The sequence below is a fragment of the Dokdonia sp. PRO95 genome (assembly GCF_000355805.1).
Taxonomy (GTDB): Bacteria; Bacteroidota; Bacteroidia; order Flavobacteriales; family Flavobacteriaceae; genus Dokdonia.
Genome location: NZ_CM001837.1, coordinates 3,125,684 through 3,147,846, shown reverse-complemented (window position 1 = coordinate 3,147,846; position 22,163 = coordinate 3,125,684). Strand labels below are relative to the sequence as shown.

The window sequence follows — 22,163 nt, the reverse complement described above, 5'->3', positions numbered from 1 at the left end:
TTTTGGGGGTAAAAAGAAGAATTAACTATGAAAAAGATTTTTGGAATTATAGCAATTGCTTTGTTCTTTTATGCATGTGGTAGTGATGATACAACCATTACAACAGACGATAGTGGGACAGAAAACACAAGTAACTTTGATCGTAGTGCGATGCTTACTAATTGGGCAGATAATATTATTGTGCCAGGTTATGTAGACTTTAATGCAAAGGTAAATGCGCTAGAAAGCGCAACAGCAGCATTTACTGCAGATGCTAGTGATCTTACAGCAGTGCGTGCCGCATGGTTAGACGCTTACACAACATGGCAACGAGTTTCTATGTTTGAAATAGGCCCAGCCGAAACGGTAAACCTACGTCTTAACGTAAATATTTACCCAGCAAATGTTACTACTATAGAAAGTAATATTGATAATGGCTCTTATGATTTTGGACTTTCATCTAACCGTTCTGCCAAAGGTTTTCCCGCAATCGATTATTTATTATACGGTCTTGGAGCAGACGACGCTGCAATTCTTGCTGTTTATAATGGAGCAGAAGGCGCAGATTATAAGCAGTATTTAATCGATGTAGTTGCAGATATGAAGCAACTTACATCATCAGTATTAAGCGAGTGGCAAGGTTCTTACAGAGCTGCTTTTGTAGAAAATGATGGAGCTTCGGCGACGGCATCTACAGATCGTTTTGTAAATGATTATATCTTTTACTTTGAAAAGCACCTAAGAGCAGGAAAAATGGGGATTCCTGGAGGCGTATTTTCTGGTAACGTAGAGGTAGGAAATATAGAAGCACTGTATGCAGGCAACCTTTCTAAAGATTTATTCTTAGTAGGTCTAGATGCAACTCAAGACTTCTTTAATGGAATAGCTTATAACACGAGCGCTCAAGGCGAAAGCTTATCATCATACCTGGATGAGCTTAACGCTATAGAAGGTGATATATTTCTAAGTTCGATTATTAATAATCAGTTTGATGTTGCTCGTGCTTCTGTAACGGCTTTAGGTAGTTTTGAAAGCGAACTTTCTCAAAATCCGCCTACAACATTCTTAGAGTCTTATAATGAAGTACAGCGTCTTGTACCACTTCTCAAAGTAGATATGGTAAGCGCGATGAGTATTAGTATTGACTTTGCAGATGCAGACGGAGATTAAATCTTAGATGATACAGCAAGTCAAAAGATATTTAAATACACAAAGAGAGGCCGCACCACTAGCGGTCTTTCGTGTGTCTTTTGGGCTGCTCATGCTAGCCAGTCTCATCAGATTCTGGAGTTACGGATGGATTGAAAAATTCTATATTGCGCCATCCTTTCATTTTACATTTTATGGTTTTGAGTGGGTGCGTCCTTTTGGGAATTATACCTACTTATTATTTGCGATATGTGCGTTAAGTACGATCATGATTACCCTAGGTTATAAATACCGTTTGGCAATCATTGTCTTCTTTTTAAGCTTTACTTACATAGAGCTCATGGATAAAACCATGTATCTCAATCACTACTACTTCATCAGTATGCTTAGTTTCCTGATGATTTTTATACCTGCAGGTTCTTATTTTTCGATTGATGCGTTACAGCTTTCGCGAAAGCGTACCATAACACCTATACAGTTTGTGCCTCGTTGGACTATAGATAGTATAAAACTACTTCTGGGGATAGTGTATGTGTATGCTGGCCTAGCAAAACTTAATAGCGACTGGCTCATTAAGGCTATGCCGCTTAAAATCTGGTTACCCTCTAAGTTTGATATTCCATTTATAGGAAACTTGCTGGGAGAGGAATGGGTGCAATATGTTTTTAGCTGGTTTGGAGCGGGATATGACTTATTTATTCCATTTTTTCTGCTCTGGCGTAAGTCTAGAACTTTTGCATTTATCATGGTAATTATCTTCCATGTGCTCACCCGAGTACTATTTCCTATCGGGATGTTTCCGTATGTGATGATAGTGAGTGCGTTGATTTTCTTTGATGCAGGTTTTCATAAAAAGATTATTTACGCTTTCGCGAAAGCGGTAAAATACCCACAACAGTTATTACAAACTAAACAGCGCTATGTACCTAAAAATTCTAATCTAGCAAGGACTTCTGTAGTCATAGTAGCAGTGTTTTTTACTATACAACTGCTCTTGCCATGGCGTAACCTCGCGTATCCTGGGGAGTTATTTTGGACAGAAGAAGGTTACAGATTTTCATGGAGAGTGATGCTTATGGAAAAATCTGGCTATGCACAATTTAAAATAGTAGACGGCGTAAGCGGAAAGCGATTTTATGTAGATAATACAGATTTCTTAACGCCACTGCAAGAAAAGCAAATGAGCTTCCAACCAGACTTTATTTTAGAATATGCTCACTATCTTCGCGACCATTTTGAGGGGCAAGGTCATCAAGAGGTAGAAGTCTACGTTGAGTCTTATGTTGCTCTCAATGGAAGGTTAAGTACCGCTTATGTTGATCCTAAAGTGGATCTCGCGCAAATAGAAGATTCATTTGCTCATAAAAATTGGATTATACCATTTACAGATGAAATTAAAGGTTTATAGTACGTTATTATTGATTTTATGTGCGCTTTCTATGAGTGCACAATTTACATTTTCAGGTAAAGTAAGAGACGCCACTGGTGCTGGTATTCCAGAGGTTGAGGTATATGTGCGCCAGGCAAATATGGTGGTTACTACAAATGCTTCTGGTGCGTTTACATTTGATAATGTGCCATCTGGAAACTACGCTGTAGTTGTTTTTGGTTTTGCTTACGAGCTTATAGAAGACCAGGTTTCTATTACCAGTAATATCACTAAAAATTATAGCCTTCAAGAGCTTGGAGAGTCACTTTCTGAGGTGGTGCTTACAAGCCGTCGTGAGAAGATTTTTGCACTTCGCTCACTTAAAAAAGTAGAGGGAACAGCAATTTATGCTGGTAAAAAGAGTGAAGTAGTACTTGTAGATCAACTTACGGCAAACCTAGCAGCAAATGCACCTAGACAGATTTATAGTCAAGTGGTAGGACTTAATATTTATGAAAACGGAGATGCTGGATTGCAACTCAATATAGGTGGCCGTGGTCTAGACCCTAACCGCTCTGCCAACTTTAATATTAGACAGAATAACTATGATATAAGTGCAGACGTTCTTGGATATCCAGAAAGTTATTATACGCCACCGGCAGAGGCTCTTAAAGAAATTCAAGTTGTACGTGGTGCTGCATCTTTACAATACGGGACACAGTTTGGCGGATTGATAAATTTTAAATTTAAAGAGCCAGTAAAAGACAAGAAGATTGAATTAATATCGAGACAGACTGCAGGTTCTTATGGGTTGCTTACTTCTTTTAATAGTTTAAGCGGTACAGTGGGGAAGTTCAGTTATTACACTTATTTTAATTACAAAGAAGGAGATGGCTGGAGACCTAACTCTCAGTTTAACAGCCGTAATTACCTTGCACACGCTGCATACCAGCTTAGTGAGAACACTAAAATAACTGGAGAATTGACTTTGTTTAATTATTTAGCAAAACAAGCCGGAGGTCTCACAGATGCTCAATTTATAGAAGACCCTAGCTTTAGTAACCGTGATCGTAACTGGTTTGATGTAGACTGGAAAGTATACTCTTTACGCCTTGATCACGCCTTTAGTGAGAAAACAGATTTTAGTTTAAATGTGTTTGGTCTAGATGCACAACGTAGTGCTGTAGGTTTTAGAACGAATAGAGTGTCACAGCCAGATGATCTTGAAGAACCTAGAGAACTTCTTGTGGATAACTTTACAAACTGGGGTGCGGAGGCGCGCTTGCTTACGAGATATAAGATAGGAGAGAAGGATGCTGTTTTCTTAATAGGAAGTAAGTATTACGATGCAAGTAACAGTCAGCAGCAAGGGCCTGGAACTACAGCAGACGATGCAGATTTTAGTTTTGCTACAGAGCAGTTTCCTAATTATGAACGTCAAGCTGAATTTGATTTTCCTAATAGAAACCTAGCTATTTTTGGGGAAAACATTTTTAATGTGACAGACAGGCTTTCTATAACTCCAGGTTTTAGGTATGAGCAAATCAAAACAGAAAGTGAAGGTTCTTTTAATAATGTGGTGGTTGACTTAGCAGGTAATGTACTTCTAAATGAAGATGTAGCAGATAATAGAGTTTTTGACCGTGATTTTTTACTATTAGGTGCAGGTGTAACGTATGATCTATCTTCAGCAGTTGAATTGTATGGAAACTTTAGCCAGAATTATCGTTCCGTTACTTTTAATGATATTCGAGTGGTTGATCCAAATGCATCGGTCGACCCCAATATAAAAGACGAGGAAGGGTATACGGTAGATTTGGGAGTAAGAGGCAATTTTGATAATAAGCTGTCTTATGATATAAGTGTTTTTGGTTTGCGATATGATGATCGTTTAGGATTTTTGACTTTTGTGAGCACTGATGGAAGTATAAAGCGACGTAGAGGTAACATTGGTGACGCATTTATTTATGGGTTAGAAAGTTTTGTAGATTGGAACTTAAAGGAAGCTTTTTTTAGTCAAAGGGATGACTATCGACTGAAAGTATTTGCAAATTTGGCCTTGACAAATTCTGAATACCTAAGTGGAAACGCATTTAATATTCCGGGCAGTACTACCGTAGTAGAACCGGATATTAAAGATAATTCTGTGGAGTTTATACCTAGATTCAATTTTAAAACGGGAATCAATTTTGGGTACAAAAACCTATCTACGAGCATACAGTACACATTATTATCTGAACAATTTACAGACGCAAATAATAATCCAGCACCTCAAGCTGGCCAAAGCAATTTATCAGGAATTGTTGGAACAATCCCTTCATACGGAGTACTAGATATTTCGGCAGCCTATACTTGGAAGCGTTTCAAGCTAGAGGCTGGAGTAAATAATGTACTAGATGAATCTTACTTCACAAGACGTGCTACAGGATATCCTGGCCCAGGAATTATACCTGCAGAGCCAGTTACCTTCTATACGACACTTCAGATTAAGTTATAGAAGTTGAGTTTTACTCCATAACAAAGCCATCTCATAAGTTTATGAGATGGCTTTGTTATATGGTGATGTTGTGTTACGCATTGCCTTGTGGAGCCCAAGAAGCGCAGAGCATTCCGGGAGCAGCTTGTGTAGGGTTTGCGCAATCACTTTCATGATAGCGAGTGCAAGTAACGCAATTGCGATCGTCTTTTAAAGCAGCTTTCATATCAAAGCTATCACAGGTGTATTGAGCACCTACGTGTACTTCATGCTTTTTGCAAAAATTACCATCTTTTAGTTGGTTACAATTTGAGCAGTTGTGTGCGAGTTTGATAGCCATAATTTTATCTTTTTAATTTATTTCTCCTTTAAAGTTAAGTATTAATAAAGCATAAAGATTATAATTAATTGTTAATCAGTCTGTTTGTATTTAGATTGAGTAAGAATAGTTGTTCTATACTTGGCGTAGTTTCTAGATAATTATAATAGCAAATTAGGTTAAGCGACTGTAGTTTAAAGAATGTAGGTTAGTAATTATTAGATTGCAGTTGATTTCCTTACATATTGCGGAATAAAATGTATCTTTACACGCAATTAATTGTTAGCGTGGATTTATCGTTTATTCGCTTTCGCGAAAGCGTAATAATCCACTCTCACTTCTTAAAACAATAATTGCGATGACTGCACACGAGAATAAAATCTTAGGAGAAGGACTTACATACGATGACGTACTTTTAGTACCAGCTTTTTCTGAAGTACTTCCAAGAGAGGTTAGTATACAATCAAAATTTACCCGAAACATCACACTTAATGTGCCTATTGTCTCTGCGGCAATGGATACAGTAACAGAAAGCCGTATGGCAATTGCTATAGCGCAAGAAGGTGGAATAGGCGTGTTGCATAAAAATATGACGATTGAGGAGCAAGCTATTAAAGTGCGCAAAGTAAAGCGAGCCGAAAGCGGAATGATCATCGATCCAGTTACATTACCTCTTGAATCAAATGTAGGCGATGCAAAAGCAGCCATGAAGGAGCACAGCATTGGAGGTATTCCTATTGTTGACGATGCCGGAAAATTGATAGGTATCGTAACTAACAGAGATTTACGTTTTGAGAAAAACAATGATCGTCCGGTAAGTGAGGTAATGACTTCAGAAAACCTAGTAACTGCTGCCGAAGGGACATCACTACAACAAGCAGAAGAAATTCTTCAAAATCATAAAATTGAAAAGCTACCTGTAGTTACAGATAGTAATACACTTATAGGTCTCATCACTTTTAGAGACATCACAAAACTTACTTTAAAGCCTAATGCAAATAAGGACATCTATGGTAGACTGCGAGTTGCAGCTGCAATAGGTGTAACTGGAGATGCTGTTGAGGTGCAGGAGCTTTAGTAAAAGCGGGAGTAGATGCAATTGTTATAGATACTGCTCACGGTCATACAAAGGGTGTGGTAGAAGTGTTGAAATCTGTAAAGAAAGAATACCCTACACTAGATTGTGTTGTAGGAAACATTGCAACTGGAGCTGCTGCAAAGTACTTAGTAGAAGCAGGGGCTGATGCAGTAAAAGTAGGTATAGGGCCAGGATCTATATGTACTACACGTGTAGTAGCAGGTGTTGGTTTTCCGCAGTTTAGTGCAGTACTTGAATGTGCAGCAGCAATTAAAGGAACAGGAGTTCCAGTAATTGCAGATGGTGGAATACGTTACACGGGTGATATCCCTAAAGCAATTGCTGCAGGAGCAGATTGTGTGATGCTAGGGTCATTACTTGCAGGAACTAAAGAATCTCCAGGAGAGACTATCATTTATGAAGGGCGTAAATTTAAGTCTTATCGTGGTATGGGTTCTGTAGAAGCTATGAAGCAAGGATCTAAAGATCGTTACTTCCAGGATGTAGAGGATGATATTAAAAAACTTGTTCCAGAAGGGATTGTAGGTCGCGTTCCTTACAAAGGAGAGCTTAATGAAAGTATCCATCAGTTTGTAGGTGGTCTTAGAGCAGGAATGGGATATTGTGGAGCTGGAAGTATAGAAGCATTAAAGGAAAATGGCCAGTTTGTAAAAATCACAGCAAGTGGTATTAATGAAAGCCATCCTCATGATGTAACTATTACAAAAGAAGCACCTAATTACTCTAGATAAGTAGGCTGCATTCTAAAAAGCATAACTTAAATTATAAAAGGCAATCCAGCTTAGGATTGCCTTTTGTTTTGATTAAATAAACGGGTCAAGTGTCTTAAAGTCTCTTAAAATCTTGTACTTTTACACCCCGTAAACGAACTACAGAAAATCCTTCAATGGCATCTACAAAATACATCTTCGTAACGGGCGGAGTTTCTTCTTCTCTAGGTAAAGGTATCATCGCAGCATCGCTAGCTAAATTACTTCAAGCCAGAGGCTACAGAGTTACTATCCAAAAATTAGATCCTTATATAAATATTGATCCAGGTACTTTAAATCCTTACGAGCACGGTGAGTGTTATGTAACAGATGATGGTGCTGAGACAGATCTTGACTTAGGTCATTATGAGCGTTTTCTTAACGTTCCTACTTCGCAGGCAAATAATGTTACAACAGGACGTATTTACCAGAGCGTAATAGACAAGGAACGCCGTGGAGAGTTTTTAGGTAAAACGGTTCAGGTAATTCCACACATAACAAATGAAATCAAGGAGCGTATCCAGATTTTAGGTAAAAGCGGTGATTATGATATCGTTATTACAGAAATAGGAGGTACCGTGGGTGATATTGAATCACTGCCGTATATAGAAAGTATAAGACAACTTAAGTGGGAACTAGGAAAGCAGAATTCACTAGTTATTCACTTAACACTTATTCCTTTCCTGGCAGCTGCAGGAGAACTTAAAACTAAGCCTACGCAACACAGTGTAAAAACGCTTATGGAAAGTGGGATTATGGCAGACATCTTAGTATGTCGTACGGAGCACGAATTAGGATATGAGCTCAAGTCAAAACTAGCTCGTTTTTGTAATGTAGAGCAAGAGGCAGTTATAGAATCTAGAGACGCAAGTACAATTTATGATGTACCTAATCTTATGTTAGAGGAAGGTTTAGATGTAATTTCACTTAAAAAATTAGATCTTTCTGATACTACACAACCAGAACTTACTGGATGGAATGAGTTTCTTGCAAAACATAAAAACCCAAAGTCTACAGTTACTATTGGGCTAATAGGAAAGTATGTAGAATTACAAGATTCTTACAAATCTATACTTGAGGCTTTCATACATGCAGGAGCAGAAAATGAAGTAAAGGTAAATATAGAGAGTATCCATAGTGAGCACATTACTCCAGATGTAATCAAAAATAAAATAGCAAAACTAGATGGTGTTCTTGTTGCGCCAGGTTTTGGAGAACGCGGTATTGAGGGTAAGATCAAGGCGGTACAGTATGCTAGAGAGCATAAAATTCCATTTTTAGGAATTTGTCTCGGGATGCAAATGGCAGTGATAGAATATGGTAGAAACGTATGTAATCTAGCAAAAGCAAATTCTACAGAGATGGATGCAAACACTCCGCATCCAGTTATAGGCTTAATGGATGAGCAAAAGAACATCACAGAAATGGGTGGAACGATGCGTTTAGGAGCTTGGGCTTGTAAACTTGAAGGAGGTAGTATTGTAAGTGATGTTTATAAAGAAGAAGTTATTATGGAGCGTCACCGTCATAGATATGAATTTAATGATGCATACCGTGAGCAGCTAGAAAAAGCTGGTATGAAAATAACAGGAACAAATCCTGACACGGGACTTGTAGAAATTATAGAAATAGAGGACCATCCATGGTTTGTGGGAGTGCAGTATCACCCAGAATATAAGAGTACGGTATCTAATCCACACCCATTATTTGTGGCATTTGTAAGAGCAGCGGTAAGTTATGCTCAAGATAGTACTCGTGTCACTATGTCATAAAGTACAATAATGGAAGCAGAATTGCTTTGAGAAAATCACGCTTTCGCGAAAGCGTAATAAAAACACTACCTAAATACAATTGATGAAAAAGAATTTCGACACAAACTCTCTTATCGGAATGCTCCTTATGGGAGGGATTCTAGTATGGATTATATATTTTAATAAGCCTACTCCAGAAGAAATTGAAGCACAAAAAGCAGCACAAACAGAACAACTTCAAGAAACTGATGAGGATGTTGTTTCCTTGCCAGTTATGGATACTACGCCTGCAATTGCGACAGACTCTTTGAGTAACATAGCATTGCAAAACAAACTTGGAAGTTTTGCTTACTCTGGGTCCTTACCATCTGCAAAGGAAGGAGCAAGCACTACGATTGCAAATGATGTATTAGAGGTTAAAGTAAGTAATAAAGGAGGTTATATTACAGAAGTAAAGCTGCTTAAACACAGTACTTTTGACTCTATTCCTGTATATCTTATTAAAGATGGTAATAGCCAATTTAATGTAAGTTTCAGCACTGCAGATAATCGTAATCTTAATACTAAAGACTTGTTTTTTGAGCCTACGTTATCAAAAAATGGAGGGAATGATGTTCTGTCTATGAAGCTTAAGGTGTCTCCTAGTGAATACTTAGAGTATCGTTATGAGCTCAAAGAGGGTGATTATATGATGGATTTTGGGATGAAGTCTCAAGGGCTTTCTTCTCGTCTAAATACGTCTAACCCTATGCGCATGCAGTGGGATTTTAAAGGAATGCGTCACGCACGTAGCCAGTCTTACGAAAATAGATATACACGTCTTACCTATAAGTATGAAGAAGATAAGACAGATAAGTTATCTCCAGCAGGAGATGACGATGAGATAGAAGAAGATCTTGTATGGATGAATTACCGCCAGCACTTCTTTAGCTCAATGCTTATTTCTGAGACTCCATTTAAAGAGGCAAGATTATCATCTACAGATTTATATAAGGAAGCAGATGATAGAGACGAGAAAACTATATTTACAAAAGAGTATAAGTCTGACCTATTGCTAGAAGCAAAAAATGGTGAGATAGACTATGCCATGCAGATGTATTATGGACCTACAGATTATACAATCTTAAAGTCTTATGATCAAGGTCTAGATGAGGCAATGCCATTAGGATGGGGAATCTTTGGGTTCTTAAACAAGTACTTGGTAATTCCGTTTTTTGCATTTTTATCTGGATTCTTACCAGCTGGAATCGCAATTATTGTGATGACTATTTCAATAAAGTTATTATTGTCACCAGTTCAGTACAAGCAGTACACTTCTCAGGCTAAGATGAAAATCTTAAAACCAGAAATTGCAGCAATTTCAGAGAAGCATAAGGACAATGCGATGAAGAAGCAGCAGGAAACAATGGCGCTATACAGTAAAGCAGGAGCAAGTCCCGCTGCAGGTTGTTTGCCAGCGTTATTACAGATTCCTGTGTTTTATGCGCTATTTACATTCTTCCCATCTGCGTTTGATTTAAGAGGAAAGAGCTTCTTATGGGCAGATGATTTATCTAGCTATGATGAGATTGCAAAGCTTCCGTTTGAGATTCCTTTTTATGGAGATCACGTGAGTTTATTCCCAATACTTGCAGCAGTTACTATTTTCTTCTCAATGAGATTAACTACAGGTAACCAGCAAATGCAACAGCCTACGCAAGAAGGAATGCCAGATATGAGTAAGATGATGAAGTACATGATGTATTTCTCTCCACTACTTATGCTTGTTTTCTTTAACCAATATGCAAGTGGATTGAGTTTATATTATTTCATATCAAACCTTCTTACGATTGGTATTATTTTGGTAATCAAAAACTTCATTATCGATGAAGAAAAGATTAAAGCAAAAATTGAAGTGAAGAAAGCTAAGCCGAAAAAGCAAGGTAAATTTGCTAAGAAAATGCAACAGATGATGGAGCAGGCAGAGCAACAACAAAAAGGAAAGAAATAATACACTTTAGTATTACTACTTCATAATTACTTAGAAATCCCGTCTTTATTGAGACGGGATTTCTTGTTTTTATAGAAGAGTTGTTTGTGTTTGTATCACGTTTTCGCGAAAGCGAAATAAAAATTCTTATCCCCATTGTAACAAAAGTAATACTGCTTCGTCTTCCTTATAACTAACCAATTAATCGATGGACCAACATACGTTCATAAAACTTGTGACTCCTTTTAAGGATAAAGTGTACCGCGTTGCAAAGCGGTTACTCGTATCTGACGATGAGGCTCAAGATGCTACGCAGGAAGTACTACTGCGTTTATGGACGAAGAGGTCCGACATAAAAAAATATCGAAGTGTTGAAGCATTTGCGATGACGATGACAAAAAATTATTGCTATGATAAGCTTAAGGCTAAAGGAAGCAATAATCTTAAAATCGTTCATAACAATTATGAAGATCACTCAGGAAATACGAGTAAGCATATAGAGGTTGCAGATGAGGTAGCTTGGGTTTTTAAACTCATGGAAGATTTACCAGAGCAGCAACGACTTATTGTACAAATGAGAGATGTTGAGCAAATGGATAACGCAGAGATTGCTGTGATACTCGAGATGAATGAAACTGCTGTAAGAGTAGCTTTATCTAGAGCTCGCAAAAAACTAAGAGAAGAATTGATTAAAAAACGAAACTATGGAATCTCATAATATAGAGAAGCTACTAGATGGTTACTTTGAAGGAGCAACTACGCTTAAGGAAGAGCAGGAGTTAAGAGCTTATTTTACAAGTGATCATGTGGCGCCACACTTGGAAGAATATACTAGCATGTTTACAGCATTTAGCGTTGCTTCTAAGGAAACATATGATGCACCAATAGTGCTACCTCAAAAACAACGGTCAACATCTATTTACAGATTTGCAGCTAGTGCTGCAGCTGCAGTTATTGTAGGGTTAGTATTATGGACGCAAAGTGCTCAGGTAGATGCTAGTATTTCTACTAACTATGAGAATGAAGAACTAGCCATCTTAAAAACAAAACAAGCACTTGGGGTGATGTCCCAGATGATTAATCAAAGTACGACACAGCTGGAGGTGGTACAAGAATTTGATAAGGCATCCAGCACTTTGTTTAAATAAAAATTCAAATTAAAAATATTATGAAAAAATCAATAATGTTAGTGACATTTGCCCTAGTAACCTTAGTAAGTTACGCACAAAGTCCTTTTGATAAATACGAGGATGTAAAAGGAGTTACATCTATTGTAATGAATCAAAAGATGTTCAAGCTGCTTAGTAAAGTAGATCTCAACTCATCTGACCCAGAAATGCAAAAGTATATCAACCTTGTAGATAATCTTGAGAATGTAAAGATGTACACAAGTGCAAATACAGGAGTAATGGACCAGATGAGCGGTACTATGAAGAGCTATATTACAAGTAGCAATCTTCAAGAATTAATGAGAGTAAAGGACGATGGTAAGAATGTAAAATTCTACTACAAAGAAGGAAGTAGTGAAGATTATGTAAAAGAATTTGTAATGTTCTTAAGCGGAGATATGGAAGGTGAGAAACGTGCTGTATTCTTTCAAGTAACAGGAAACATTGATCTCAAGCAAATCTCAAAACTTGCACAAGATTTAGACTTTAAAGGTAGTGATGCCCTTAAAGAAGTAGGTAACGCAAAAAAATCGTAAGATGAACACATTTATAAAAGTAACCATCACTGCAGTGCTAGCTGTTCTTACACTAGCCAGTTGTAGTAATAAGCAGTCTTTACAAGAGTATTATGTAGACAATCAGGAGAATGGCGATTTCATTCTTGTAGATGTACCTACAAGCCTGCTGGGTAAGAATGTAGAGGCATTAACAGAGGAGCAACAAAAGGTTTTTAAGACCGTGCGTAAGATCAATCTTATGGCATATCAAACAAAATCTGGAGACACTGCAGCCATGCAGATAGAGCGTGATAAAGTAAAAGATATCCTTACCTCAGATGATTATGAAGAGCTTATGAAAGCTTCTGGAGATATGGGGCAAATGCGCCTTTATTTTAAAGGAGAAGAAGAGGCTATCGATGAAGTAATTTTCTTTGGTGCAGATGAGAATAAAGGATTCGTTCTGGCTCGTCTGTTAGGTAATGACATGAATATAGGAGATATGATGCGCATGGCAGAGTCACTTAACAAAAGTGATATAGACGTATCTCAGTTTGGCAGTATTATGGAAGTTTTTGAAAATCAGTAATGATCAAAAAATGTTGAACGCATGAGTCCTATTTGGCGATAGGCTTTCCATATATAAAGAGCATCCCTTGGGGTGCTCTTTTTTTGTTTGGAGCATATTGGTCGCTGTGTAACCGGACACTAGGTTTCCCGCTTTCTGTTGCAATTCCTCGCGCCGGCTGCGCCAGGCAGCTGTGGGATTTACACGGCAATCGGGGCTAGCTTGGAGGGTGTTGTGTGTCCCTACTATATTCAGCCAGATGATATTAGCTATTTTGATATTTGGATTTACTTTTTTGAGCTAAACACGTATCTTAGACAACCTTAACAGCAATCCATGAAAAAATATCTAATTCTCACCGTTACCTTGCTTGTCGCAAGCTCTGCCTTCGCACAATTTTTAGAAACAAAAAAAGACCTCGTTACAGAAAAGGGTTTCTTCACCCTTCACTATGACGAAAGCGAGGATAAAGTATATGTAGAGGTAGATAAGCTGGATGAGGAGTTTTTATATGTTCACTCTCTTCGCACAGGTTTAGGAAGTAATGATATTGGGATAGATAGAGGTCAACTAGGAGGAACTGCGGTTGTAAAGTTTCAAAAGGCAGGTAATAAATTATTACTAGTCCAGCCTAATTTAAAATACCGAGCAAACACTGATAATGCCTTAGAGCGTAAATCTATAGAGGAAGCATTTGCAAAGTCGGTGCTGTTTGGGTTTCCTATTAAGGAAACAAAAGGAGGGAAGTACCTCATTGATTTCACACCATTTTTACTAGAAGACACTCATGGAGTGGCTGCTAGATTAAAGCGAAGTAAAGAAGGAGCCTATAAATTAGATAAGACTAGAAGCGCAATGTATATGGAACGCACAAAAGCATTTCCAGAAAATACAGAGTTTGAAGCGCTACTTACATTTAAAGGTACACCTACTGGCAGAAACATAAGAAGTGTAGCTCCAGATGCGAGTGCACTCACAGTGGTGCAACATTACTCATTTGTAAAATTACCAGATGATAATTATACACCTAGACGTTTTGATCCAAGAGCTGGAAATATCTCAACTACATATCTAGATTATGCAACACCTATACAAGAGCCTATTGTAAAACGTTATGCAAACCGTCACCGTTTAGAAAAGAAAAACCCAACGGCAGCAGTAAGTGGGTCGGTAGAGCCTATCATATATTATCTAGACCCAGGTACTCCAGAACCTGTTCGTTCTGCATTATTAGAAGGAGCCAGCTGGTGGAATCAAGCCTATGAAGCTGCTGGTTTTAAAGATGCTTTTCAAGTAAAAATGTTACCCGAAAATGCAGATCCTATGGACGTGCGATATAACGTGATACAATGGGTACATCGCAGTACAAGAGGGTGGAGTTATGGAGCAAGCGTTACAGACCCACGTACGGGTGAGATTATCAAAGGTCATGTAAGTTTAGGGAGTCTGCGTATTCGTCAAGATTTCCTTATTGCTCAAGCGCTCATGAATAAACCTTTTGCCGAAAGAGATGATAATTACAAGCCTATGCTAGAAATGGCGTTAGCTAGAATACGCCAGCTAAGCGCTCACGAAGTGGGACACACCATTGGTTTTGCACATAACTTTGCTGCTAGTACAGAAAATAGAGCAAGTGTGATGGATTATCCACACCCTACACTTACATGGTCTGGTGACGAAGTAGATTTTTCTAATGCCTACGCCACAGGAATAGGAGCTTGGGATAAAGTAACTGTTAACTATAGCTACGGAGTGGCACCTCAGGGAACATCAGAAGAGGTCTTTCTTGATAATATACTTACTAGTGCAGAAAAGGCAGGATTGCGATACATTACAGATAGTGATGCAAGAGCTCAAGGCGGAGCACATTATAAAGCACACTTATGGGATAACGGAACAGATGCGGCAGATGAGTTAGAGAAAATGCTTGTTCTTAGAAAAGGTGCAATTTCAAACTTTTCTATAGACAACATCCGTACAAACGAGCCATACTCAGTGCTTGAAGATGTTTTTGTCCCTTTATATTTCTATCATAGATATCAAACCGAAGGAGCAGTAAAGATGATAGGAGGTCTTGATTATAACTATGCTGTTAAAGGAGATAATAATCTCAAAGTAACAGAAACACTTACGCCCAAAGAGCAGCAGAGAGCTTTAAAAAGTGTTTTAAAAACACTTACCGCTAGCCAACTAGCAATTCCCAAAGATAAATTGGCTTTATTTCCACCTAGAGCGCAGGGCTATTATCGCTCTAGAGAAAGTTTTAAAAGTAATGATGGAGTAGCATTTGATGCACTAGGCGCAGCAGCGACAGCTAGTGATATGACATTAGGTTTGCTATTGCACCCAGAACGAGCAAACAGACTAGTGCAACAGAAGGCATTAGATAGTAAGCAAATGGGATTAGATGGTATGTTAGAGACTTTAGTTGAGGCTACACTTTATTCAAAAGAATCAGATAGTTACCACAAGGAGGTGCAGCAGACTATAAATTATAATGTACTGAAGCACCTAATGAACCTTGCAAATCATTCAAGGGCGATACCACAAACTAAGGCTTTTGCAAAAGCACAGTTAAAAGAGGTGATGTCTAATTTTGGTTCAAAATCCTCTGATGCTAATGCTGCATTTATGGTAGATGAGATTAAGGACTTTTTGAAATCACCAGAGAAGTTTAAAGTTCTTCCATCACCTAAGATTCCCGATGGATCGCCTATAGGGTGTTTTGAATAACATTTTCGCGAAAGCGCATACATTATTAAGCCAATCATAATGGAGATTAGCTAACAATCTCCTTAATTAATACCTATATTTTTTGATGAAAATAGATTTACGTTCTGATACAATTACAAAGCCTACGCCTGAAATGCTTGATTATATGATGCGTGCAGAAGTGGGCGACGATGTTTATAAAGAGGATCCCACGGTAAATAAGCTTGAACAGCGTATTGCAGAGATGTTTGGGATGGATAGCGCGCTCTATTTCCCTACAGGAAGTATGACTAATCAAGCTGCCATAAAAATTCACACCCAACCTGGAGAACAACTCATCGCAGATAAGTATGCACACGTTTATAATTATGAAGGTGGAGGAGTGTCCTTTAATAGTGGAGTTTCATGCAAGCTTATAGATGGTCATCGTGGTTTAATAACTGCAGCGCAGGTGGAAGATGCTATAAATCCACCAGATTTTTATCATAGCCCGCTTACAACATTGGTATGTCTAGAAAACACAACTAATAAAGGTGGTGGTGCTTGTTATGATCTTGATGAGATTGTAAAAATTAAAGAAGTTTGTGATGCCCATGGTCTAGGATTACATCTAGATGGAGCGCGTTTATGGAATGCATTTGTAGCTACTGGTCAAACGGCTAGCTCTTATGGAGAGCTATTTGATACGATTTCTGTGTGTTTATCCAAAGGACTTGGAGCTCCTATGGGTTCTGTTTTAGTAGGTAAACAGCAATTTATGAATAAAGCTATGCGCGTGCGTAAGGTATTAGGTGGAGGAATGAGGCAAGTGGGCTTTATGGCAGCTGCTGGTTTATATGCCTTAGATCATCACATAAATAGAATGGCCGATGATCATTCTAAAGCAAAAGAAATTGGAAAATTACTTGACTCGTTATCATATATAAAATCTGTCGAAGAAATAGAGACCAACATTTTAATATTTAATCTTAAAGAAACTACTGATGAAGCTGCTTTTTTGAGTTATCTCATTGATAATAATATTGTTATAAGTGATATGGGGCAGGGTAAGTTGAGAATTGTTACTCATTATGACTACAGTGAAGCTTCTCATAAGCTTGTTTTAGACGTTTTGAAGAAATTTGAGAGTGTCTAGTTTTTGAGGATTTATGCATTAATATCATAACAATTGCTAAGTTTCATTTTATTCATGTATTTCATCGGTAAAAGATGTGATTTCGTCAGAATTTAAAATTCTTAAAAAAAAGTTAACGCATTTGTTAGGGAAAGCACTTATTTTTGTACTTTGAAATTGAAATTCACAACAATTACTTTTAAAATCAACATTATGAAGAAAATTTTATTTTTATGTGCCTTTGTAGGTTTTGCATTTGCAAATGTTCAAGCGCAAGATTTACCAACAAACCCAGAGCCAGGAAAATGTTATGTACGTTGTACTACTCCAGACATTTATGAGACTCAAAGTGTTCAAATCCAAAAGACTCCTGCTTACAAGGTTCTTAAGGTAGTACCTGCTCAATATGATACAGTTACTGAGCGTGTTATGGTAAAAGAAGCTTCTAAGCGTCTTCGAGTAATTCCTGCTACTTACAAAACTGAAACAGTAACTTATGTTAAAAGTACTTCAGGATCTTCTTTAAGAGTAATTCCTGCATCTTTTTCTAACGATACTGAAACTATTGAAGTAAAATCTGCATATGCGCAGTGGGAATTAGGTGCTCCAGCTCCTGATTGTGCTTCTTCTAACCCTGACGATTGTCGTTACTGGTGTTACAAAGGATACCCAGCAGAATATACTACTGTATCTAAGCGTACTTTAGCTTCTGATGCAACTGTACAGTCTACTCCAGGTGCTTCTGCAAACGGAACTTACACTGTAAGAGTAATTGATCAGCCAGCACGTGTAGTTGAGGAAGAAATCCCAGCTGAATTTGCAACTATTACTAAAACTGTAATGGTAAAAGATGCTACTACTACTGAAGATGTAGTTGCTGCAACTTTTGACACTGTATCTAAAGAAGTTCTTAAGCAAAAAGGTGGTCTTACTACTTGGAGAGAAGTTGAGTGTGCTCTTGTTGAGTACCAAGCACTTCCAATCAACTGGAATACTAACTCTGCAACATTAACTCCTGCTGCTAAAAGCATCATCGACACACGTCTTATGCCATTATTAGCTCAAAACCCAGGTGTAAAATTAGAGATTGCTTCACATACTGATTCTAGAGGAGCTGCTTCTTCTAACCAGGATCTTTCTGAGCGTCGTGCACAGTCTGTAGCAAACTACCTTATTTCTAAAGGAGTAAACAACAGTCTTCTTGTAGCAAACGGATTTGGTGAGCGTAAGCTTAAAAACCGTTGTGCAGATGGTGTTTCTTGTACTGAGCGTCAGCATGCTGCTAACCGTCGTACTGAATTCCGTCTTATCAATAACTAAGACTTTATAAAACATTAGCTAACCAGCCCAATGTTAAAGCGCCTTCGTAAGAAGGCGCTTTTTTTATTTATAGTAATCTCTACTATTGGTTTAATACGGTAAACCAAAAAAAAGCCAATCAAATTAATTGATTGGCTTTTAATTTTAATATTGGATAATGCTTACTTGAACATATCCATACCAGGGATGTTAGGCATCCCTTCTTTGGCAACTGCTGCCATTTCTGTATCGTGAATGCTTTGTGCTTTTTCTAAGGCTTTATTGAGGGTTAAGATTAAATAATCTTCTAATTGCTCTTTATCTTCAAGTAGACTATCATCAAGAGTGATCTCCTTTAAGCGTCCACTTGCTGTAACTGTAAGTTTTAACAAATTATCAGATGATGACTCATCCACAAGAACTGTTTTAAGACGTTCCTTTGTTTCTTCTGCTTTTACTTTTGCTTCCTGGAGTTTACCCATTAAGCCCATCATATCTCCAAACATAATTTTGTGTTTAATATTAAGAAAACAAAGTTATTAAATGATTATGAAGCTATTTACAAGAATGGAAAATAGTTAACCGTACGCGTTGTATTTTTGCAAGCAGTTTTTAAAACAAAATACTTTGACAAAGCCCATATTACCTCCTGTAGCTAATAAAATTCCCGTACAATTAGAAAAACACGGAGACATTCGAACTGATGAATATTTCTGGATGAAAGAGCGTGATGCTCCTGAGGTTCTTGATTATTTAAATCAAGAGAATGAATATTATCATAAACTTACAGCTCATACTAAGGACTTTCAGCAATCGCTTTTTGAAGAAATGAAAGGGCGTATCAAAGAAGATGATTCCTCGGTGCCATATAAACACAACGGTTTTTGGTACTATCGTCGTTTTGAGACTGGAAAAGACTATCCTTTATATTGTAGAAAAGAAGCTAGCTTAGATAGTGAAGAGATTGTTGTTTTTGATAATAATAAAATGGCAGAAGGACATTCTTATTTTAGTCAAGCCAGTTATGCTGTATCTGAGGATAATATGATTGCTGCTTTTGGAATAGATACAGTAAGTAGAAGACAGTATACAATAAGGTTTAAAAACCTCAAGACTGGAGAAATTTATCCAGCTGAAATTAAAAATACTACTGGTGGTGCCGTTTGGTCTAACGATAATAAAACCGTTTATTACTCGCGTAAAGATGAAGAAACGTTAAGGTCTAATCAAATATTTAAGCACACCTTAGGTACAGATCCAAGTAAAGACGAGCTTGTTTATCAAGAAAATGATGAGACATTCTATACGTATGTTTTTAAGTCAAAGTCTAAGGACTATATTATGATAGGTTCTGACAGTACGATGACAAGTGAATTTCGTTTTGCATCTGCGGCAAAAGGGACTACTGATTTTAAGGTTTTTCAAGAACGTACAAGGGGGCTAGAGTATGCAGTATCTCATTATGACGATTCTTTTTATATACAGACTAATAAGGATAAGGCGACCAACTTTAAACTGATGAAAACGCCAGTTTCTGCTACTGGAATGGAAAATTGGGTAGATGTTATACCTCACCGTGATGATACCCTACTAGAAGATGTAGAGATTTTCAAGGATTTTCTTGTGGTAAGTGAGCGCAATAATGGTTTGAATAAAATTCACATTAAGCGATGGGACAATACAGAAAGCTATTATTTGCCATTTGATAATGAAACTTATGATGCTTACCCTACCACAAATATCGATTTTGATACGCAGATTTTAAGATATGCATACAATGCTCTTAATACACCTGCGTCTGTCATAGATTTTAATATGGTTACCCAAGAAAAAGTAGTGCTCAAAGAGCAAGAGGTTTTGGGTGGAACCTTTGATAAAAATAATTATAATATGGAGCGCATCTGGGCAACTGCTCAAGATGGCGTTAAAGTTCCTGTCTCTATAATCTATCATAAAGAAACGCAGCTAGATGGTACTGCTCCATTATTACAGTATGCTTATGGAAGTTATGGAAGTACGACAGATCCTTCTTTTTCTACAATAAGATTATCTCTTTTAGACCGTGGTTTTATATATGCAATTGCTCACGTGAGAGGAGGTGAATATTTAGGTAGAAAATGGTACGAGGATGGAAAACTCCTCAAGAAAAAGAATACGTTTACAGACTTTATTGATGTTTCAAAACATTTGATAAGTAAGTCTTATACTTCGGCTAGTCATTTATATGCTTATGGAGGTTCGGCTGGAGGTTTATTAATGGGTGCAATTATAAATATAGCGCCAGAGCTTTATAATGGTGTAATCGCTGCTGTACCATTTGTAGATGTAGTAACTACGATGCTTGATGATACTATTCCGCTTACTACAGGGGAGTATGATGAGTGGGGTAATCCTAATGAAAAGGAATACTATGAGTACATGAAGAGCTACAGTCCTTATGACAACGCTTTCGCGAAAGCGTATCCAAATATCTTTGTAACCACTGGATATCATGATAGTCAAGTGCAATACTGGGAACCAGCAAAATGGGTGGCAAAATTAAGAGAAATGAACGTTGCGGATACAAAAGTCATGTTTCATTGTAATATGGATGCTGGTCATGGTGGTGCTTCTGGACGCTTTGAAGCCTTAAAAGAAATTGCCGAAGATTATGCCTTTTTGCTTGATTTAGAGTCTATTAACCAATAGTGTGCCAGTTTGCTGTTTATAACTGCATGATATTGAAGTGAAGTAGAGGAAAGACGTTCCACATTTTTGTGTTACTTTTGCTCTGTTTTGCACGGCTCTTTTTTAGGATTGTGCAACGCTTTAATCAAGATATATGAATAAGGATTTAAACGTGTATGATAATGTGTTACAACTAGTAGGTAACACACCGCTCATCAAGTTAAATAAAATTACTGAAGGTTTTAAAGGTCAATTTCACGCAAAGGTAGAGGCTTTTAATCCAGGACACTCATCAAAAGATCGTATTGCTCTTCACATTATAGAAGAGGCAGAGCGCACAGGAGTCCTTAAACCTGGAGATACGATAATTGAAACTACTTCTGGAAACACTGGATTTAGTATTGCAATGGTGAGTATAATTAAGGGGTATGAGTGTATTCTTGCTGTAAGCTCAAAATCATCGCCAGATAAGATTGATGCTTTAAAAGCGATGGGAGCAAAGGTGTACGTATGTCCTGCAAATGTAAAGGCAGACGACCCAAGATCTTATTATAGCGTTGCAAAACGTTTACATGAGGAAAACAAAGGATCTGTATATATCAACCAGTATTTTAATGAGTCAAATATGGATGCTCACTTTAATACTACGGGACCAGAAATCTGGAATCAAACAGAAGGAAATATCACTCACTTAATTGCTTGTAGTGGAACAGGAGGTACTATATCTGGTACTGCAAGATTTTTAAAGCAACAAAATCCAGACATAAAAATTATAGGGATTGACGCCTATGGATCTGTGATTCAAAAATATCATGAAACTCGTGAATTTGATGCAGCAGAAATCTATCCATATCGTATAGAAGGACTAGGTAAAAACTTAATACCTACAGCAACAGATTTTGATGCCATTGATAAGTTTGAAAAAGTAAGTGATCAAGAGAGTGCGCATACAGCAAGAGAAATTGCAACTACAGAAGGTCTGTTTGTAGGTTATACAAGTGGAGCAGCTGTACAAGGTCTTAAGCAACTCGCAGCACAAGGAGAATTTGATGACAATAGCAAGGTGGTTGTTATATTTCCAGATCACGGAAGTCGCTATATGAGTAAAGTATTTAGTGACAAGTGGATGAATGATCAAGGTTTTTTTGATAGTCAAAATGAAGAGACAGTAGCGACTATAGAATACATAAAGTAAACATCTAGAATATTACGTATATTTAAGCTCCTACCTATGTAGGAGCTTTTTATTTTGGGCATCATATTGCAATTGTTTTTGC

The 22,163-nt window shown here is 37.5% G+C and carries 16 protein-coding genes and 1 pseudogene; 15 read left to right on the top strand and 2 right to left on the bottom strand.

Translation table 11 applies throughout. From position 1 onward, the window contains the following. The first annotated feature begins 27 nt into the window (after window positions 1-27). Genes D017_RS14135 through D017_RS14125 form a run of 3 tightly spaced genes read left to right on the top strand, consistent with a single transcriptional unit; the run spans window position 28 to window position 4,994 of the window. Complete coding sequence (locus tag D017_RS14135) at window positions 28-1,149, top strand: imelysin family protein (protein ID WP_035337412.1); 1,122 nt, start codon at window positions 28-30, stop codon at window positions 1,147-1,149. 7 nt (window positions 1,150-1,156) lie between these two features. After that, window positions 1,157-2,536 carry an HTTM domain-containing protein gene (locus D017_RS14130; protein ID WP_035337410.1) on the top strand — a complete coding sequence of 460 codons (1,380 nt, stop codon included), beginning with the start codon at window positions 1,157-1,159 and terminating at the stop codon, window positions 2,534-2,536. Further along, window positions 2,517-4,994 (top strand): TonB-dependent receptor, encoded by a 2,478-nt coding sequence (locus tag D017_RS14125; RefSeq protein ID WP_035337406.1) that lies wholly within the window; start codon window positions 2,517-2,519, stop codon window positions 4,992-4,994. The genes D017_RS14130 and D017_RS14125 overlap by 20 nt, the downstream gene beginning before the upstream one ends. A gap of 73 nt (window positions 4,995-5,067) precedes the next feature. Here the strand turns inward: D017_RS14125 and D017_RS14120 are convergent, their stop codons facing one another. Beyond that, the gene (locus D017_RS14120) at window positions 5,068-5,313 is read right to left on the bottom strand and encodes a hypothetical protein (RefSeq protein ID WP_035337403.1); all 246 of its coding nucleotides are present in this window, start codon (window positions 5,311-5,313) and stop codon (window positions 5,068-5,070) included. Window positions 5,314-5,650: 337 nt separating this feature from the next. Between D017_RS14120 and guaB the strand changes: the two are divergent. From guaB to D017_RS14070, 10 genes and pseudogenes are all read left to right on the top strand, one after another. Then, window positions 5,651-7,122 (top strand): annotated as a pseudogene (guaB, locus tag D017_RS14115) (IMP dehydrogenase). 155 nt (window positions 7,123-7,277) lie between these two features. Beyond that, window positions 7,278-8,912, top strand: a complete 1,635-nt coding sequence (locus D017_RS14110) for a CTP synthase (RefSeq protein ID WP_035337398.1) — start codon at window positions 7,278-7,280, stop codon at window positions 8,910-8,912. A gap of 82 nt (window positions 8,913-8,994) precedes the next feature. Beyond that, on the top strand, window positions 8,995-10,881 hold the full coding sequence (gene yidC / locus D017_RS14105; protein WP_081804699.1) for a membrane protein insertase YidC: 1,887 nt from the start codon (window positions 8,995-8,997) through the stop codon (window positions 10,879-10,881). A 187-nt stretch (window positions 10,882-11,068) separates the two neighbouring features. Beyond that, entirely contained in the window at window positions 11,069-11,578 is a 510-nt protein-coding gene (locus D017_RS14100) for a sigma-70 family RNA polymerase sigma factor (protein WP_035337394.1), read from the top strand. Then, entirely contained in the window at window positions 11,565-12,008 is a 444-nt protein-coding gene (locus D017_RS14095) for a hypothetical protein (RefSeq protein WP_035337393.1), read from the top strand. Before D017_RS14100 ends, D017_RS14095 begins: the two co-directional genes overlap by 14 nt. A gap of 20 nt (window positions 12,009-12,028) precedes the next feature. Continuing rightward, window positions 12,029-12,565 carry a DUF4252 domain-containing protein gene (locus D017_RS14090; RefSeq protein WP_035337391.1) on the top strand — a complete coding sequence of 179 codons (537 nt, stop codon included), beginning with the start codon at window positions 12,029-12,031 and terminating at the stop codon, window positions 12,563-12,565. A 1-nt stretch (window position 12,566) separates the two neighbouring features. Next, window positions 12,567-13,115 (top strand): DUF4252 domain-containing protein, encoded by a 549-nt coding sequence (locus D017_RS14085; RefSeq protein WP_035337389.1) that lies wholly within the window; start codon window positions 12,567-12,569, stop codon window positions 13,113-13,115. Window positions 13,116-13,430: 315 nt separating this feature from the next. Then, entirely contained in the window at window positions 13,431-15,827 is a 2,397-nt protein-coding gene (locus D017_RS14080; RefSeq protein WP_035337385.1) for a zinc-dependent metalloprotease, read from the top strand. 85 nt (window positions 15,828-15,912) lie between these two features. Continuing rightward, window positions 15,913-16,941, top strand: coding sequence for a GntG family PLP-dependent aldolase (locus tag D017_RS14075; RefSeq protein WP_035337382.1), 1,029 nt, complete (start codon window positions 15,913-15,915; stop codon window positions 16,939-16,941). A gap of 192 nt (window positions 16,942-17,133) precedes the next feature. Beyond that, complete coding sequence (locus D017_RS14070) at window positions 17,134-18,240, top strand: OmpA family protein (protein WP_035337380.1); 1,107 nt, start codon at window positions 17,134-17,136, stop codon at window positions 18,238-18,240. A 161-nt stretch (window positions 18,241-18,401) separates the two neighbouring features. Here D017_RS14070 and D017_RS14065 read toward each other — a convergent pair whose 3' ends face one another. Then, the gene (locus D017_RS14065; RefSeq protein WP_035337378.1) at window positions 18,402-18,725 is read right to left on the bottom strand and encodes a YbaB/EbfC family nucleoid-associated protein; all 324 of its coding nucleotides are present in this window, start codon (window positions 18,723-18,725) and stop codon (window positions 18,402-18,404) included. Window positions 18,726-18,846: 121 nt separating this feature from the next. Between D017_RS14065 and D017_RS14060 the strand changes: the two genes are divergently transcribed. Next, a complete protein-coding gene (locus D017_RS14060; protein ID WP_035337376.1) occupies window positions 18,847-20,907 on the top strand; it encodes an oligopeptidase B in 2,061 nt (686 codons plus the stop codon). A gap of 133 nt (window positions 20,908-21,040) precedes the next feature. Continuing rightward, the gene (locus D017_RS14055) at window positions 21,041-22,081 is read left to right on the top strand and encodes a pyridoxal-phosphate dependent enzyme (RefSeq protein ID WP_035337374.1); all 1,041 of its coding nucleotides are present in this window, start codon (window positions 21,041-21,043) and stop codon (window positions 22,079-22,081) included. Window positions 22,082-22,163 lie beyond the last annotated feature (82 nt).

What these genes read in the sequence shown, in the direction of transcription:
- D017_RS14080 (WP_035337385.1), top strand. Translation starts at nt 13,431, where the DNA reads ATGAAAAAATATCTAATTCTCACCGTTACCTTGCTTGTCGCAAGCTCT.
- D017_RS14090 (WP_035337391.1), top strand. Translation starts at nt 12,029, where the DNA reads ATGAAAAAATCAATAATGTTAGTGACATTTGCCCTAGTAACCTTAGTA.
- D017_RS14130 (WP_035337410.1), top strand. Translation starts at nt 1,157, where the DNA reads ATGATACAGCAAGTCAAAAGATATTTAAATACACAAAGAGAGGCCGCA.
- D017_RS14065 (WP_035337378.1), bottom strand. Translation starts at nt 18,725, where the DNA reads ATGTTTGGAGATATGATGGGCTTAATGGGTAAACTCCAGGAAGCAAAA.
- D017_RS14055 (WP_035337374.1), top strand. Translation starts at nt 21,041, where the DNA reads ATGAATAAGGATTTAAACGTGTATGATAATGTGTTACAACTAGTAGGT.
- D017_RS14085 (WP_035337389.1), top strand. Translation starts at nt 12,567, where the DNA reads ATGAACACATTTATAAAAGTAACCATCACTGCAGTGCTAGCTGTTCTT.
- D017_RS14075 (WP_035337382.1), top strand. Translation starts at nt 15,913, where the DNA reads ATGAAAATAGATTTACGTTCTGATACAATTACAAAGCCTACGCCTGAA.
- D017_RS14135 (WP_035337412.1), top strand. Translation starts at nt 28, where the DNA reads ATGAAAAAGATTTTTGGAATTATAGCAATTGCTTTGTTCTTTTATGCA.
- yidC (WP_081804699.1), top strand. Translation starts at nt 8,995, where the DNA reads ATGAAAAAGAATTTCGACACAAACTCTCTTATCGGAATGCTCCTTATG.
- D017_RS14100 (WP_035337394.1), top strand. Translation starts at nt 11,069, where the DNA reads ATGGACCAACATACGTTCATAAAACTTGTGACTCCTTTTAAGGATAAA.
- D017_RS14110 (WP_035337398.1), top strand. Translation starts at nt 7,278, where the DNA reads ATGGCATCTACAAAATACATCTTCGTAACGGGCGGAGTTTCTTCTTCT.
- D017_RS14120 (WP_035337403.1), bottom strand. Translation starts at nt 5,313, where the DNA reads ATGGCTATCAAACTCGCACACAACTGCTCAAATTGTAACCAACTAAAA.
- D017_RS14070 (WP_035337380.1), top strand. Translation starts at nt 17,134, where the DNA reads ATGAAGAAAATTTTATTTTTATGTGCCTTTGTAGGTTTTGCATTTGCA.
- D017_RS14125 (WP_035337406.1), top strand. Translation starts at nt 2,517, where the DNA reads ATGAAATTAAAGGTTTATAGTACGTTATTATTGATTTTATGTGCGCTT.
- D017_RS14095 (WP_035337393.1), top strand. Translation starts at nt 11,565, where the DNA reads ATGGAATCTCATAATATAGAGAAGCTACTAGATGGTTACTTTGAAGGA.